This window comes from Hahella sp. NBU794, from assembly GCF_050749805.1.
Classification (GTDB): domain Bacteria; phylum Pseudomonadota; class Gammaproteobacteria; order Pseudomonadales; family Oleiphilaceae; genus Hahella.
This window is the reverse complement of sequence record NZ_CP192738.1, coordinates 1,292,779-1,309,172: the sequence shown is the minus strand read 5'-3', so window position 1 is coordinate 1,309,172 and position 16,394 is coordinate 1,292,779. Positions and strand designations below refer to the sequence as shown.

The 16,394-nt window shown below is 57.1% G+C and carries 13 protein-coding genes; 9 read left to right on the top strand and 4 right to left on the bottom strand.

The genetic code is table 11. From position 1 onward, the window contains the following. Window positions 1-11: 11 nt before the first annotated feature. From ACQYWX_RS05835 to ACQYWX_RS05825, 3 genes are all read right to left on the bottom strand, one after another. Window positions 12-470, bottom strand: coding sequence for a hypothetical protein (locus tag ACQYWX_RS05835; RefSeq protein WP_216735159.1), 459 nt, complete (start codon window positions 468-470; stop codon window positions 12-14). Between the two features lie 58 nt (window positions 471-528). After that, complete coding sequence (locus tag ACQYWX_RS05830; RefSeq protein WP_431688202.1) at window positions 529-1,071, bottom strand: demethoxyubiquinone hydroxylase family protein; 543 nt, start codon at window positions 1,069-1,071, stop codon at window positions 529-531. 124 nt (window positions 1,072-1,195) lie between these two features. Next, entirely contained in the window at window positions 1,196-3,790 is a 2,595-nt protein-coding gene (locus ACQYWX_RS05825; RefSeq protein ID WP_431688201.1) for a glycosyl hydrolase family 18 protein, read from the bottom strand. Window positions 3,791-4,037: 247 nt separating this feature from the next. On the opposite strand from ACQYWX_RS05825, the gene ACQYWX_RS05820 reads away from it, so the two are divergent. The 8 genes from ACQYWX_RS05820 (at window position 4,038) to ACQYWX_RS05785 (ending at window position 14,883) form a co-directional block, all read left to right on the top strand. Beyond that, on the top strand, window positions 4,038-6,590 hold the full coding sequence (locus ACQYWX_RS05820) for an ATP-binding protein (protein WP_431688200.1): 2,553 nt from the start codon (window positions 4,038-4,040) through the stop codon (window positions 6,588-6,590). Between the two features lie 23 nt (window positions 6,591-6,613). After that, window positions 6,614-7,501 carry a response regulator gene (locus ACQYWX_RS05815; RefSeq protein WP_431688199.1) on the top strand — a complete coding sequence of 296 codons (888 nt, stop codon included), beginning with the start codon at window positions 6,614-6,616 and terminating at the stop codon, window positions 7,499-7,501. A gap of 171 nt (window positions 7,502-7,672) precedes the next feature. Next, window positions 7,673-9,679: a TonB-dependent receptor plug domain-containing protein gene (locus ACQYWX_RS05810; protein ID WP_431688198.1), complete on the top strand. Its 2,007-nt coding sequence runs from the start codon at window positions 7,673-7,675 to the stop codon at window positions 9,677-9,679. Between the two features lie 89 nt (window positions 9,680-9,768). Further along, complete coding sequence (locus ACQYWX_RS05805; protein WP_431688197.1) at window positions 9,769-10,998, top strand: HmuY family protein; 1,230 nt, start codon at window positions 9,769-9,771, stop codon at window positions 10,996-10,998. 57 nt (window positions 10,999-11,055) lie between these two features. Next, window positions 11,056-12,135, top strand: a complete 1,080-nt coding sequence (locus ACQYWX_RS05800; protein WP_431688196.1) for a hemin-degrading factor — start codon at window positions 11,056-11,058, stop codon at window positions 12,133-12,135. Beyond that, window positions 12,132-13,019 carry a heme/hemin ABC transporter substrate-binding protein gene (locus ACQYWX_RS05795; RefSeq protein ID WP_431688195.1) on the top strand — a complete coding sequence of 296 codons (888 nt, stop codon included), beginning with the start codon at window positions 12,132-12,134 and terminating at the stop codon, window positions 13,017-13,019. The genes ACQYWX_RS05800 and ACQYWX_RS05795 overlap by 4 nt, the downstream gene beginning before the upstream one ends. A gap of 6 nt (window positions 13,020-13,025) precedes the next feature. Beyond that, window positions 13,026-14,045 (top strand): FecCD family ABC transporter permease, encoded by a 1,020-nt coding sequence (locus ACQYWX_RS05790; protein ID WP_431688194.1) that lies wholly within the window; start codon window positions 13,026-13,028, stop codon window positions 14,043-14,045. 67 nt (window positions 14,046-14,112) lie between these two features. After that, on the top strand, window positions 14,113-14,883 hold the full coding sequence (locus ACQYWX_RS05785; protein ID WP_216735169.1) for a heme ABC transporter ATP-binding protein: 771 nt from the start codon (window positions 14,113-14,115) through the stop codon (window positions 14,881-14,883). A 39-nt stretch (window positions 14,884-14,922) separates the two neighbouring features. On the opposite strand, the gene ACQYWX_RS05780 is transcribed toward ACQYWX_RS05785, so the two are convergent. Beyond that, window positions 14,923-15,687, bottom strand: a complete 765-nt coding sequence (locus tag ACQYWX_RS05780) for a substrate-binding periplasmic protein (protein WP_279507295.1) — start codon at window positions 15,685-15,687, stop codon at window positions 14,923-14,925. Window positions 15,688-15,919: 232 nt separating this feature from the next. Here ACQYWX_RS05780 and ACQYWX_RS05775 point away from each other — a divergent pair, with 232 nt between their 5' ends. Next, a complete protein-coding gene (locus tag ACQYWX_RS05775) occupies window positions 15,920-16,387 on the top strand; it encodes a hypothetical protein (RefSeq protein WP_216735171.1) in 468 nt (155 codons plus the stop codon). Window positions 16,388-16,394: the final 7 nt, after the last annotated feature.

The following is a 16,394-nucleotide window of genomic DNA, read 5'->3' as shown; positions in this document are numbered from 1 at the left end:
CACTGGTCGGTTTATTCCCGCCTTTTATCTCCCATCTCAACCACCTCCCGATAGGCATTCATAAAAGTAAAACAGACAAACATAAAAATCCCTACATAGACTTCAACACTTCCATCTATATATGCGCGATAAAGCATAGCGCCGACAAATACGTACATCACAACCAGCATAAGACGCCCAAACGCCAAGTAGGCGGCGTAGGCCTTAAATGGTAAGCGTTGTTTCAGGAACTGATCCGCTTTGTTGAGGCATACTCCTACTAGATACAGTGCGGCAAGCGCGCCAACAATGATTAAGATGACTTTCCAAAAACTCCAGGAGACTAGCCAGGAGAATGACGAAAGCTTCAGTTCGAGTAAAAGCGGAATGATGAAGCCAAAGAACAGGATCAGGGAAAACACGCTGATGAATACCATCACGGGTATTTTCAGCGCGGAGACTACTTGTCTTCTTGTATATTTGTCGCTCATAAAATCCTATTAAAGGCGGACCGAATTCAAACCAGGTAATGTATAGCGACTTCGTGATTTAGAGGCGCATTCCCATCCAGATTACGGCTTCCGTGCATTGGCTGATCATGTTGTAGTAGGGTCGATAGAAGATGCATTCCTGCCTGGCTTCCATTCCAGCCTGTTGGTGTTCTTCTTCATCTTTTACGATCTTGGCTACGGCGTCATAGGCGGCCTGGTCGCCCAGTTTTTCCAGCGCCTGAAGTTGCTCGCGTAAGTGTTTCAGTACAACGGTTTCCACTGCGGCGGTGCAGGCCAGCACTGAATTTTTGCCCAGCAGGCCGGAGATCAGTCCCAGCACAAAACCGCCTACGCCACATAGCCAAAGGCTGGGACAGCGACGAATGCCCCTGCGTTTGAGCTCTGCCCCAAAGATGCGGTGATGTTCTTTTTCGTGGACTAAAAATTCTTCCAGAAGCCCCAAATGCTTGGCGCCGGTGAGGCGTGCGACGGCAATCTGCGCGCGATAGATGTTGATGGCGCCGAATTCACCGGCGTGATTAACCTGAAGAATTTTACCCGGAGTATTTTTAGACCCGTCTGCGACGGAGGTGAGCTCCATGATTGACTGCTACTTTTGATTACGACCATTGACTCGCACACAATATCCGCAGCCTGGACATTAAACAAGCAAAGGCGCCGTTCAGGCGCCTTCTGAGTCACACTGATCTATTCAGGACTGACGATTACAGCCCAAACTGCTCGAAGTACGCCTTATGGCTCTTGGAGAATTCGTAGTCGTTGAACTTGTCCCAGTTAATAGACCAGGTCATCAGCCCCCGCATATTGGGGTAAACGCCTTTGGGCTGATATGTTCCGCAGTTCTCTTTCTTCATCAAGCAGTCCAGCGCGGTTTGCACGTCTTGCACGGATGTGAAACCGCCGCCGGCGTTAACGCTGGATGGCAGACCAATCGCGATTTGGCTCTGCTTGAGCGCTGGGAACATCATGTTGGAGTCTTTCTGCACCGGGAAGCCCGCCAACAACATATCCGTCATCGCCACGTGGAAGTCCGCCGTGCCCATGGTGTGGTACTGATCGTCCAGTCCAACGATAGGTCCTGAGTTGTAATCCTGCACATGCAGCAACGTCAGATCGTTACGCATCGCGTAGATCACCGGCAGATACGCGCCACACCGAGGATCGGCGCCGCCCCACTTACCGCTGCCGTAAAAGCTGTAGCCGTTCTGCACGAAGAAGGTCTCCGGCGCCATGGTCAATACGAAGCCTGCGCCATACTTGGCTTTAAGCTCTTTCAGCGCAGCGATCAGGTTGACGATAACCGGCGTGGTCGGGTTACGGAAATCATTGTCGCCGGAGTCCAGATACAACGAGTGTCCTTCGAAGTCGATGTCCAGGCCGTCCAGACCATACTTATCGATAATCGCCGACACGGAACGCACGAAGGCATCTTTCGCTTCTGAGCTGGTCAATTGCACCTGCCCGTTCGCGCCGCCGATGGAAATCAGCACTTTTTTGCCCTTGGTCTGCTTGGCGCGAATCGCGGCTTTAAACTCCGCTTCGGATTCCACATTGGCGCACTCGGATACCGGGCATAAATGGAACTCCACCTCACCAGAGGTTGGGGACGTCGGTTCTGCAAATGACAGGTTAATCACATCCCAGTCATTGGAAACGTCGGCCATGCGCACATAGCCTGAACCATTGGCGAAGCTCGCATGCAGATAACCGATCAGGGCGTGTTTGGGCAACCCGCTGACAGGACCAGGGCCGCCATCGTCTGGATTGTCTCCATCGCCTGGGTTATCGCCATCTCCGTCCCCGGGATTATCGCCATCACCGTCGCCGGGATTATCTCCGTCGCCGTCTCCAGGATCGTTTCCCCCATCATCGCACTCGCCTTTTTGCTCCCATAAGGTTGGCGTAGAGGCCGGGTTCCAATTGGCGCCCACATGCGCCGTGTGCGTCACCAGCGCGGTGTATACGGACCCGCCGAACGACACCACATCGCCAGCCTGATACGTCACGCCCTCCCGCCATACTGCGCAGCTGGATGGGTCTGTTGGATCAGTCGGGTCGGTCGGACCGCCCGGGTCGGTGGGGTCCGTTGGATCAGTTGGGTCTGTAGGACCGCCAGGGTCCGTCGGGTCGGTGGGATCGGTCGGCGCGCCGCCGTCATCATCGCAGGCGCCCACTTCTTTCCAGACGCCCCATTGGCCGGACTGAGAAGGCGTCTCGCCCTGAGTCCACCATTTCGCCTCGTAAATCTTGCCCTCATAACTCACTTTCATGCCCTGGGTGTAAACCGCAGAAGCGCCCCAAACGGCCACATCGCAGGCGCCCGGGTCGGTCGGATCGGTCGGATCGGTCGGATCGGTCGGATCGGTTGGATCGGTAGAACCGCTTACCACATCCCATATGGTTTTCATCAAGGACGTGTCGTCATGAGTATCCTGGGAAATTTCCCAGAACATGACGCCCCCAGCCTCCGCCAGAGCCAGCTCCGCTTTGGCGCGAATGGTAGGCTGGCCGTTGTAATCCAGGCCGCCGGCGTCATCGCGTTGTGCTGCGGAAGCGCCGTAGCGGGCGATCACGTCCTTGTAGGCCACCCAGTCTTTATGAGAGTAGAAAGGCACGCCCAGAACGGCTTTCTCCTGCGGCAGACCTTCGTTGAATTTCCAGTGACTTAACGCACTCTGAGCATGCTCATAAGTGGAGTGCGGATAGCCCAGGTCGTACACCATCAAATTCAGAAAATCGACGCTGCTGATTACGTCAGCGTCTACGCTGCCGGGAAAGTCTGTGGCGGTGACGGCGGCGGTCAGAATTTTGCCTTTCGCGTGCAGGGCCTCGCCAAGCTCCCGCATCAGCACCTTGAAATTATTCGCTTCCGCGCCCGCTTCGGGGTATTCCCAGTCCAGATCCACACCGTCCAGACTGTATTGATCCACCATGCTCATGAGATTCTGAATAAAGGTCGCGCGGGCGCTGCTGTTCGCTGACAGCGCGGCGAAGGCGGAGTCGTCGCCGTCGTTCCAGCCGCCCACAGCGATCTGCACTTTGACCCCAGCGGCGTGCGCCTGCTGCACCAGGGCGCTCAAACGTTGCGTACCGCCTTCAAGCGGTTGTAATCCGCCACTGGCGGTAGGAAGCGCAAAGGAATAATTGATATGAGTGACTTTATCGTAAGGAATGCTGTTCACATCCCCTTGCCAGGTGGGAAAGTACCCCACCACCTTAAACTCCGCCAACGCCTGACCGGCCATCAACCCGGTCGTCAGCGCCAGCGAGAGCATACCTGTTCTCTTAAGTGGATTCATTGCATCACCCTTCCATTGTCTATTTTCGCCTTATTGGTACTTCAATGGTTATACAATAGCCAGCCAATTGGTATCATCCGGAGATATGATTTTTTCTATGCTATTTGGGTGATGGCTTATATGCGTCTTTCAAGCCGCGAGGCGCGCCGCAGAGCCATTGGGTATGAACTACACTTGTTTGATATTTTTCGCGTATATATTAATTAGGCAGACAGTCATAACGTAAAGGAATTCCGGCGACGCCTGCATGCGCAAAACTTCCAACCGAATACTCTCCGCGCTGTTGCTGATCACAATCGTCGCGCTGGCGGCCACGCTGTTCCAGCACTGGCAGTTGCATTTCGTCAGCGATATGTCGAGAAAAATCATCGATCAGGACCGCCTTCTGTTCAAGCATCTCGATCAGGTGGGGCTGGGTTTTGCGCGCATTTACGCCATGCTGGAGCGCATCCCCATGGAGGCGGACAGCGACGCCCGCGATGCGGCGCAACAACAGTTTCTGGAAAGCTATCGCAACCTGTCCGAGCTGATAAACCGCTCTCCTTCCCGGGCCATTATGGAGAACACGTCTGCAATTGAAGACGAGCTGAACGGGCATTTGCGGGAAATCGCCCTGCTTGGCGAGCAAATGTTTCAGGCCATGGAAACAGCGACGCCAGGGACCGCCATGACCATCCTGCACGAAAAGATATCCCCCTTGCGCGATGAAGCGGTTAATTTGCTGTTCCGGCAACAAGAGATTTCCGATCAGTACGTGCACCGCTCCTCTCTCAATATTGAGGAAAGACTGCATTTTATCGAAGGCATCACCTTCATTAGCGTCGCCATCTTGCTCGTCACCTGTCTGGGCGCTGGTTTCCGCCTGACTCACACCATCATTCGCCCTTTCAGACGGGTCACCCGCCACCTGCGCGCCATGCAGGATCAGCCGCAATTCATTAACCTGCCGGAAAAAGATCGCGATGACGACCTCGGCCTGTTCATACGCACGCTGCATAACCTGTTGCAGCGTCTGCAGCAGGCCAACCAATTGCTGGCGGGCGCCAAGAACGTGGCGGAAAGCGAAGCGGAGAATCGACGCGAGGCGGAACGACAGACGCGAGTACAGAAAGACATGCTGGCCAGCATTATCGACCACATCCCTGTCGCCGTATTCGCCAAGGACGTAAAGAACAACTACCGCTTTTTGATATGGAACAGTCAGGCGGAAAAGCTGTTCGAAGCGAACCGCGCCGATATTATCGGCAAGACTGACTACGACATTTTCCCCAACAAGGAAGAGGTGGATTTTTTCCGCAGCATCGACGAACAGGTCATGCAGTCCGGCGAAGTAGCGAATGTGGAGGTGGAACCGATCACAACCTCTCGCGGCACCTGGCTGGCGCATACCACCAAGGTGCCCATCTTCGATGACAAGGGCGAGCCGGAAACGCTCCTCGGCATACTGGAAGACATCACAGAAAAGCAGCGCGCGGACGAGCAGTTGCGAGAATATGCGCAGCAACTGGAGCGACAAACCCGTGAGCTGACCACCGCGAAAGAAAAAGCGGAGCGCGCCAACCGCGTGAAATCCCAGTTTCTGGCCAACATGTCCCATGAGCTGCGCACTCCGGTGCACGCGATTCTTGGCTTCACCAGCCTGTGCCTGAAGCGGGTGAAAAATTCGGATGAACTGGTTTACGAACACCTCAGCGAAGTCAAAACCAGCGCCGAGGGTCTGCTGGAGTTGCTGAATAATCTGCTGGATCTCGCCAAGCTGGAATCCGGCCGCATGACTTACACGTTCAACCTTGTGGATATCCTCGCCATACGGGACAAGCTTCTGAAGGAGCTGCGGCCGCTATGGGACAAAAAGGAACTGCAGATTCATACTGAAGACTTGATGGACTCCCCTTTTGTCGTGTGCGACGGTCCCAAAATGACCCAGGTCTTGCGCAACCTGCTCAGCAATGCGATCAAGTTCTCCCCGCAACAAGGCCACATCAGGCTGCGCATCGCCCATCGCACGCCGGACATGTATGAGTTGCTGGCTCTGCACGGACTGACGCTGGAGCGATTAAACGAGAAGACCGCGCTGCTTTTACAGCAACCAGACAAGCTTATAGAGCTCTTCACCTCCCCCGCCCCCTGCCCGAGCGAGTCCAACGCCTCCGCTGAGTTCCCCTACTGGCCCTTTCAGGAAGAGAACTGCCTGACCGAAACCCTGAGAAGGTTGAATAGAGAATTGCCCTGGGATGAAAGCCACTCCGCGATCTATTTGATTCAGGAGGGCGACGTCATCGCACCCACTCACCTGGAAGGCGCGCGCCCACACCCCGACGCCGCTCAAACCAACGTTTACGCCAGCAACTGGCGTCGCGTCGGCGGACTCAGTGAACGCAAGGCGGAGAAGCTGGCGAAGCTGGCGCAAGAGGCCGGGGCCCTGGAGCGTCCATGTTGGAAACTGGCGGACGTGGGCGAGCTGCAGAGGAAAATTGTGGGATTGGCGCCGCTTCCTCATGGATCGCAAAACAACATATTGCTGCTAGAGTTATCCTTAATGGATACGGATGAGCCCGTGTTCGCCTTCAGCGTTTCCGACCAGGGCGACGGCATTCCAGACGCGGAGCTGGAAAGCATCTTCGACAAATTCGTCCAGAGCAGCAGTACAGACACCGGCGCAGGCGGAACCGGGCTTGGTCTGGCGATATGCCGCGAAATCATCAAAGCTCATCGCGGGGTCATATACGCCCGCAACCATGAACAGGGCGGCGCCGACTTCATTGCGCTGATTCCGGAAGCGGAGCCCTCGCCCACCTGACAGCAAGGACAAGAGCGCTCAGCATGCACGAACAAATACTTGCGATAGACGACGATGAACGCAACTTACGCCTGATCCGCGCCTATCTGGCCGATACCGGCTACGAGCTCATCACCGCCGCAGATGGCGCCGAAGGCTGGTCGACCCTGGAGCGTCATCTTTTCAAAGTGGACCTGATCCTGCTCGACCGTATGATGCCGAAGATGGACGGCCTCGCCTTTCTGCAGCAACTCAAAGAACACCCCAGAGCAAAAGAGATTCCGGTCATCATGCAGACCGCGGCGGCGGAGTCAGGACAAATCCGCGAGGGCATCGACGCCGGCGCCTACTACTACCTCACCAAGCCTTATGAAGAAGAAGTGCTGATTTCCATTATCAAGGCCGCGCTGGAGTTCGGCAAAGAGTCCCACAAGCTCATGACCGAGCTGGGGAAAAATGAGTCCCTGCGACACATGGCGCGCCAACTGACATTGAGTTTCGCCACCGTGGAGGAAGCTGAGCAGGCGTCGATTCTGCTGGCCGACCTGTTCCCCTTTCCCCCCAAGGTCGTCACTGGTCTGGCGGAGCTGCTGGTGAACGCGGTGGAGCATGGCAATCTGGGCATCACCTATGACGAAAAGACCGACCTCAACCTGCGCGGAGAGTGGATGAATGAGGTGCAGCGACGCCAGAAGCTTCCAGAAAACCAAAACAAACGCGTGCAGGTGGAGTTCACTAGAACTGACGACGCCATCACCGTCGCCATCACCGATCAAGGGCCGGGGTTCAACTGGCGCGAGTACCTGCAGATCAGCGTGGAGCGGGCCACGGATAACCATGGCAGAGGCATCGCTATGGCCAACCTGCTCAGCTTTGACGACCTGACCTATGAGGGAGACGGCAATCGGGTTATTTGCAAAGTGCTCGTTTAAAAACCGTCTATATAGGTCCAAAAACCTTCAGGTGATCAATTAGAGAGAAAAAACATCCGCGTCTCCGTGAATAATACCATTCACATAAACGCAAATAAGAATCATTATTGACAGAGATTCATTTTTATTAAATGATAATCATTATCATTTAACTGTCGATAGTGGTTGTTCGTGTCGCATACATCTCACCCTTTTCTACTTGTCACACTCACCGTTCCTCTCACTCTCGCGCTGCCACAGCAGGCGCTGGGCGATTCGACTGCGCCGGAAACGGTGCTCAATACCGTCGTCGTCACCGGCACCCGCAGCGAAAAACTGCTGATGGAAACGCCAGTGCGCACCGAGGTGGTGACGCGGGAGGAAATCGAACGCAAACACGCGCGGGACGTCAAGGAAGCGCTTGAAGACGTTCCGGGTCTGCTGCTGAAAAGAATCCACGGCAAGAGCGGCTATGAAGTCTGGCTGCAGGGGTTGGACAGCAACCGCGTCAAAGTGCTGATAGACGGCGAACCCGTCGCCGCCAGCACCGGCTCCAGCGTCGACGTCACCCAGATCGGCAGTCTCAATATCGAGCGCATAGAGGTCGTCAAAGGCGCTACGTCCGCGCTCTATGGCAGCGCCGCCATGGGCGGAGTCATCAACATTATCACCCGGGATATCGAGCCGGGCCTGCACTACGAAGCGCTGGCGGAAGCCGCCAGTTTCGGCAAAGACAACATCGGCGGCAAGACGGCGGATATCGGCGCGCGCCGCGCCTCCGCGAGATTAACCGGCCGCGACGGCGCCTGGTATGGCGCGCTCAGCATGGACTATCGCGACAGCGATGGCTTCGACGCCACGCCGGAAAACTGGACCACGCAAGGCGCAGAAGGCGAACGCGGCGACTGGTCTGCCCGCCTGGGCTGGAAGCCCGATCAGAACCAGTCCTATGAGCTGCTGGGCGGTTACTATCGTGAAGACCTCAATAACCGCATCTCCGCTGACGCCGCCGGTAAGGAAATCCGTAAGGTCAAAGAGGAGGAAGCGGAGCGCACCCGACTGGGCGCGTCCGCCGCCTGGCGCACTGCGGCGGGAGATTTCCAGGCCCGACTGCTGCAGGAGCAATTCGACGACGTCACCTATCAGGACGCCATCGCCACAGCCGTTAAGGAAGACCGTCGCAGCGCCAGCATGGAGACTCGCAGGGCGACTCTGGACTGGACTTACGCCTTGAATGACGACCATCTGCTTTCCGCTGGCCTGGAAGGGTTTGACGAGACGCTTGAACAACGTCACGACGACGCGATCGAAGTACCCGCCGGCACGGACCGCCACAGCATCGAGGTCTATCTGCAGGACGACTATTTCATTAGTGATCGTCTGGAAATCACCCCCGGCATACGCTTGCAGCGGGACAGCGATTTCGGCTCTTACGCCGCGCCCAAAATCAATGCGCGCTATGAACTCATGCGCGAAGACAGCCTGACCCTGTTTCTGCGCGGCGGCGTGGGCCGTGGATATCGCGTGCCCAACCTGAAAGAACGTTATTACGTGTTCGATCACAGTCATCTGGGATACATGGTGCTGGGCAATCCGGACCTGCAGCCGGAAAAATCCACCAGTTACCAGTTAGGCGTCGGCGCTTACGGCGACCAGGGCGCCTACGTGGACCTCAATCTGTTCTACAACGACATCACCGATCTGATCGAAACCGCTTTCGATCCAGGAGCCACGGCGGATCGCGGCGACGGCGTCGCCATTCACCGCTACACCAACATCGCCGAAGCCAGCACCCGAGGCGCGGAAATCAGCGCCGCCTACCCGCTGTCCTCACAATGGAACATTCACGGCGGCTATACCTGGATGGACAGCGAAGACAAACGCACCGGCCTGGAGCTGCCGAAACGCCCGCGCCACCAGGTAAAACTGGGCGCGGATTACACCCTGTCTTCCTGGGGAACGCAGCTGTCTCTGGACGGCGTATTTCAATCCAGTGAGTTCATCGACATCGCCGGCTCCATGGAGTCGCCGTCCTGGAGCACGTTCGATTTCAAAGTGAATCAACCTCTGCCCTGGGGCGTCACCCTGTTCGGCGGCATCGACAATCTGACGGATACGCAGCGGGATTTCAGTGACGCCAGCGATTTCCGCCCGGACGAAGGACGATTTTTCTACCTGGGCGTGCGCATCAAAGGCTGACGCCAGCGCCCGGACATCACTCAGCACTATCACGCAGCACTATGGCAATAACCCACTCACACACCCAAAAAACACATAAAGGCAACGCTATGAAACCAGTCTCCCCCACCCTTGCAGTCAAATCCGGCGCCATCGCCGCCGCTCTGATATTACTCAGCGCCTGCTCCGGCGGAGGAGGCTCCGGCGATCCCGATAACAATGCGAACAATACGCCAACCAATGGCGGCGACAGCGGCTCCACGCCTGATAACGGCGCCGGCGCGGCTTACACTTCTCTGATCGTCGACGCCAGCAGTCGCGACGCTTACACCTACGTCAACCTCGCCACAGGTCAAACCCTGTCGCTGACGGAAGCGGAAGCCGCTTCTTCTACGGACTGGCATATCGGTTTCCGCCGCACTGGCGTCGTACTCAACGGCGGCGCTTCCGGCCCCGGCCAGGTGCGCGGCGCGCTCGCGGTGGCGCAGCAGGATTTCTACACAGATAGCGGCGATCCCAACGCCAACGTATTTCTCAACGCCACGCCAGACTCGGAAGAAGAGCATCTGCTCGCAGCAGTGAACACAACAGGTCTGACCTTCACCAGCGACAGCGTGCTGAGCGCCATCACCGCTTCCGGGGACAGAACCGGCAACGTCATGGACCTGGGCTGGTACAACTACGATATCTCCACTCACACGGTATCGCTGAACGACGCCAACGGCTGGTTGCTGCGCTCTAATTCCGGCGCCAGCTACGCCCGCTTCCACGCTACCTCGTTGACCTATAACCCCAGCGCCAATATTGACGTCACCTTCAGCTTCGACGTGCAACCCTCCGATGCAGCAGGCTTCACCGGCAACGCCACCTTCGCCGCCTCCGTTCCCTTCAGCGGCGGCAGCCAGTGTTTTGATTTCGATGCTGACGCCACCGTCGACTGCGCCAACGCGGCCTGGGATCTAAAGCTGGAGATCAAGGGCTTCAACTGGACGCTCTGGACCAACAGCGGCCCTTCCGGCAGCGGCGCTGGCGGCGCTTTCGGCCCGCTGCCTGTGGCGGACCTGAACAACTATGTCTCCGGCACGCAGTCCGACACTGGCGCGGACATCAGCATGCACTATGTGGCCGACGCCACCGCGGGCATTTTCGAAGGCTCGCCCTGGTACGCCTATAACCTGCAAGGTCAGCACAAAATCTGGTCCAACTACCGCGTCTACGTGATCGAAACCCAAAGCGGCGGCGATGACGCCACTAAGTACAAGCTACAGATCACCAACTATTACTCCGACGCGGGCGCAAGCGGACATCCCAATATCCGTTTCATGCCGGTCGCCAACTGATCCGCACGCTCCACAGGAACCATTGCACATATATCGCATATATAACGAGGTGAACACATGACGGCTCAAGCGGTTCTCAGCAGAGACGAGGCGATCAAACAACCTGCTGACGGATTGAAAGAATCCTGGACGCAAATGCGACGGGAGCAACCCCGTCTGCGTATCCGCAATGCGGCGGAACTATTGGGAGTGAGCGAGCTGGCGCTGTTGCTCACTCAAATGGAACAGCGCGTCCAGCCCCTTGGCGGCGACTTCGCGGAGATGTTGACGTCAATCGAATCTGTAGGACGGGTGATGGCGCTGACCCGCAACGATCAGGCCGTGCACGAACGTCACGGCGTCTACCATGACTTCAAGGCCAACGCGGCCGGCGTCATGGGCTTATGTCTGGGCGAGATCGATCTGCGCGTCTTCTTCAAGCACTGGCGTCACGCTTACGCCGTCACCGAAGGCGCCGACGAACAGCCTCGTCGCAGCATTCAGTTTTTCGACGCTTCTGGGACGGCGACGCACAAAATCTATGCCACCGAACATACGGATATGGCGGCCTGGGACCAGTGGATTAACGCTCACCTCGCTGTCGACGCGGAGCTGTTTTTCATGCCCGAAGCGAAGACGCCACCGCTTTATCCCAATGCGGGCAACGTGACGGAAGACGAAGTGCGTCGGCCCTGGTCGGAATTGAAAGACGTCCACCACTTTAACGCCATGCTGAGCAAACTGGGCATTGATCGTCTGGAAGCGCTGCAGATGGCGGGTCAGGAATACGCCCATCGCCTGCCGACGGACGCCATGGAGCAGGCGTTGCGATTCGCCGCCAATTGCCAGTTGGAGATCATGGCGTTTGTGGGCAACGACGGCGTCGTGCAGATCCACACCGGGACCGTCAACAAACTGTTGCGCGCCGGCCCCTGGTTCAATGTGCTGGACCCGGACTTCAACCTGCACCTGAATACAGAGCAACTGGCGAGCTGCTGGGCGGTGCGTCGTCCCACCAGCGATGGTGTGGTGACCTCCCTGGAATGCTTCAACCATGAACGCAAGCTAGTGCTCACCCTGTTCGGCGCCCGCAAGCCCGGCAAGCCGGAACTGACCGAGTGGCGTGAACTGGTGGCGTCGGTGGAGAATCTGTCATGAGCTTAGCCGGCTTCTCAGTGCGTGACTGGAGCGCGCGCCTGGCCGGCGTTGCATTGCTATGGGTCGCTAGCATGGCGGCCCAGGCTGCAACGCCGACGCCGCCTCCCGAACGCATGCAACGCATCCTCTCCATCGGCGGCGCCGTGACGGAAATTGTCTATGCGCTGGAGCAGGAACAGCGTCTGATCGGCTCCGACATCACCAGTTATTACCCGCCCGATGCGGAGAACATGCCGAAAATCGGGTATGAACGCTCTCTTTCCGCCGAGGGCATTCTCGCGTTGCGTCCGGATGCGGTGCTGGCCAGTGAGGATGCAGGCCCCCCCGCTGTGCTGCGACAACTGAAAAGCGCCGGAGCCACCTGGTTGACCGTCCCTACCGCACAGGATCTGGACGGGGTTTACGCCAATATTCGTCAAATCGGCTACCTGCTTGGCGCAGAGATTCAAGCGGATAAGCTGGTGACGGCCATGCAGGCGCAACAACAGCAACTGGAACAGGAGAAAGCCCAGGACCAACGCAGCGCGCGGGTGATTTTCATCCTTCAGCACGGCGGCGGCGCGCCTATGGTGGCCGGCTCCAACACAGCCGCGGACCGCATTATCCGTCTGTCTGGAGCCGTGAACGCGCTGCAAGGTGTGGAAGGCTACAAACCCATGACGCCGGAGTCCCTGGCGCAGGCGCAACCGGACCTGATCCTGACCACTACCCTGGGGATGGAACAGGCCGGAGGCATCGACGCTATGCGCAGCATTCCCGGGGTCAGGCTCACGCCAGCGGGACGCAATGACAAAATCGCCGCCATGGATGGATTGTTGCTGCTCGGTTTCGGCCCCCGCACGGTGGTCGCCGCCAAACAGCTCCGTCAAACCTGGATGGAGTAAACGCCTGTGCAGACCCTCTCCGCCATGCCGCATAAATCCACCCGCATCTGGCTATTGCTGGGCGCCAGCCTGACCGCCGCCACTCTCGGCGCGGTGATGCTGGGCGCTTACTCTCTGACCTGGCGCTCCGTGATTAACTTTGACTTGAGCAGTCAGGACTGGATGATTCTCTGGCATATCCGCCTGCCCCGAGTGCTCTTGGCCGGTGTGGTGGGCGCCGCGCTGGCGGTCAGCGGCGCCGCCCTGCAGGGATTGTTTCGCAACCCGCTGGCGGACCCGGGACTGATCGGCATCTCCGGCGGCTCAGCGCTGGCGGCGGCGTTAGTCATCGTATTGTTCCCTTTCAGCACTGGCTGGATGGGGCTGTATGGACTCAGCGTCGCCGCCTTCCTTGGCGGCGCGGCCACCTGCTGGCTGATCTTCAAGGTCGGTCAGCTTGGCGCCGCCTCCAGCGTGGCGCACCTGATTCTGGCCGGCATCGCAGTCAACGCTATGTGCGCCGCGGCGGTGGGCTTTCTGACCTATCTCAGTACATATGAGCAATTGCGCACACTGACGTTCTGGACAATGGGCAGCTTTGGCGGTGCGCTGTGGCCGTCAGTGGGCGTGTCGTTCACCATCACGCTACCAGTGATAGTCATGCTGATGCGTCAATCCGGCGATTTGAACCGGCTGCTGCTGGGCGAGCAGGAAGCCCGCTATCTAGGCACGGACACAGAGAAGCTGAAAACCCGCGTCATCGCGCTTTCCGCCGTCGCCGTAGGCGCCGCCGTGGCGGTGTCCGGCATCGTCGGCTTCGTCGGTCTGGTGGCGCCGCACTTGGTGCGCCTGCTGTGGAAAGCGGATCATCGCGTGCTGATTCCCGCTTCCGCGATCCTGGGCGCCGCGCTGACGATCTCCGCCGACACCCTGGCGCGCACCCTGTTTGCGCCGGCGGAAATGCCCGTGGGCATACTGACCAGTCTGATCGGCGGTCCCTTCTTCTTGTGGTTGTTGCTTAGCCGGAAATCCGGGGTGCGTTCATGATGCATTCCATGTTCCTGGATAACCGAAAAAGCCCTCAAGATAACCGTAAAGAACAGAGAGTCCCGCAATGATTCACGCCTTCGCCGTGTCCGTGATACGTCATGACAAGACCTTGCTGGAGCAGATCAATTTCAGCCTCAGCCCTGGGGAACTGGTAGTGACGCTGGGTCCCAACGGAGCAGGCAAGTCCACCCTGCTAAAGACCCTGGCGGGGGAACTGTCGCCTTCCCGCGGACATGTATTGCTGGACGATGAGCCCATCAGCCAGTTCAGCCTGCCGCAGTTAAGCCGTCGGCGCGCAGTCTTGTCCCAGTCCGTGCATCTCGATTTTCCCTTCAGCGCCATGGAAGTCGTGCTGATGGGCGTGCAACGCACAGTATCTGGGGGCGATCCATTTCGTCTGAGCCAGGAAGCGCTGAAAGAAGTGGACGCGGGCCATCTGGCGCAGCGAAATTACCAGGACCTCTCCGGCGGCGAACGTCAACGCGTACAGATCGCCCGCGCTCTCACCCAGCTCTGGACGGGAGTCGGCGCCGGCCCTCAATACCTGATGCTGGATGAGCCCACTTCAGCGCTGGACCTGAAACATCAGTGCGCCTTATTGAAACTCGCGCGCAGACTGGCGGCCAAAGGCGTAGGCGTATTCTGCGTGCTGCATGATCTGCATCTGGCGGCCCAATACGCCGACCGTCTGGTGTTGATGAATCACGGGCGCATCGTGGCGGAAGGCGCGCCGGAGACGTTGATTACGTCGCAGAACGTCAGGGAGGTTTATCAGGTGGAGAGTCGCATTATGCCGCATCCCATTACGCAGCGGCCCATGGCGATGATTGACTGAGACCGCCGCGCAAGGCGCGGCGGTTGAAGGAGATACAGCTTACTTTTTGTATTCGCCGCGGCGGGAAGCTTCAATCATTTTGTCGTACTCGCCGCTGTCTTTCAGCTTCTGCAAACCGCGGTTGAAAGCCTCCATCAGCTTTTTGTTTTCCGGTTGCGTCTTATTCAGAATCAAGTGGTAAGACTTCTCCTTGATCGGTTTGGGATGCACTTCAACTTGATCCATCACGCCCATGCTGTTCATCAGCTCACTGCCTACATCAAGGTCTTCCATATAGGCGTCCAAACGTCCCGCCAGCAGTTTTTTCACGTTGGCGTCCGCGCTGGACACCCTTTCAATGCTGACCATCCCTGATTTTTCCTCTTCATCGAAACCGTAGCTATAGCCGGTGACGCCGCCCAGTTTTTTGCCTTTCATAGACGCTGCGTCACTCCAGTCGAAGCCGCTGCCCTTTTTGAAAAACGCAACGGTCTTCAGGTCGATAACAGTGTCGCTGTAGTCGAAATCCTTCTCCCGGTCTTCGGTGCGACTCCAAATCAGCGAGCCATTCAGCTTGCCGTTCTTGGCGTCTTCATAACCCCGCTTCCAAGGCAGGAAGACATATTCCACTTCAATATTTTCATTGGCGAAGGCTTTCTTCACCACATCGGAAATCACGCCATATTCTTTGAGGTTTTCAGATAGATACGGCGCCCATTCACCATTGGCCAGGGTCACTTTTTCTGCAGCGCAGGTCCCGGAAAAGACCACGGCGGCGGATAAAACAAGCACATTCATCAAGCGGTTAAATAATGTCTTTTTCATTTGTTTACCTTTCATTTTTAACTACGGAGAAGCTCCGCAACCTATTATTGGTTATCGCAGGTAAGGCTAGCAGAAGACGTTAAAGCCGCCAGTGAGGACGGACGCGTCAATGGGCGAGTTCACAATCTGTGAAATTCGGGCGAGAATCTGAATAAGCGCTATAATATCGCGTATCTGTATGAGTTCGGGCGCAAAACGCCCTTAACCGAGATTGGAAAAATAGGAAATTGTAGTGCAAGGGTTTGACAATTTTTTACAAAAACACGGCTTAAAGGAGTCCCACATCTACCTGCTTGAGCTGATTCCCCTGATTGAAATGATCTGGGCGGATGGCCGTTGTCAGGACGCCGAAGTGAAAATTCTCTACCGCTACACCATCGAACATCTGAGCCGGGTCAGTCGCGAATCTCCGGATATCGAATTCATTTCCGACGATGACATCAACGAGTTTCTCGACCGCTTCACACAAACCCGTCCTGATCGGGAAATGCTGCGCGAACTTAGAGAACTGTGCCTGGATCGAATCGAGAGCAAATCCAACTACCAGGACCAGATGGAAAGCAAACAGGCCATGATGAATTATTGCCTGGATATCGCCGCCGCCAGCGTTAATAGCTATCCCTACAAGTTCAACGAGCGCATCATTGCTGAAGAGAAGGACCTGCTGAAGGAATTGTTTCACGCCCTGTCTTCCCGCTGATTTTTCA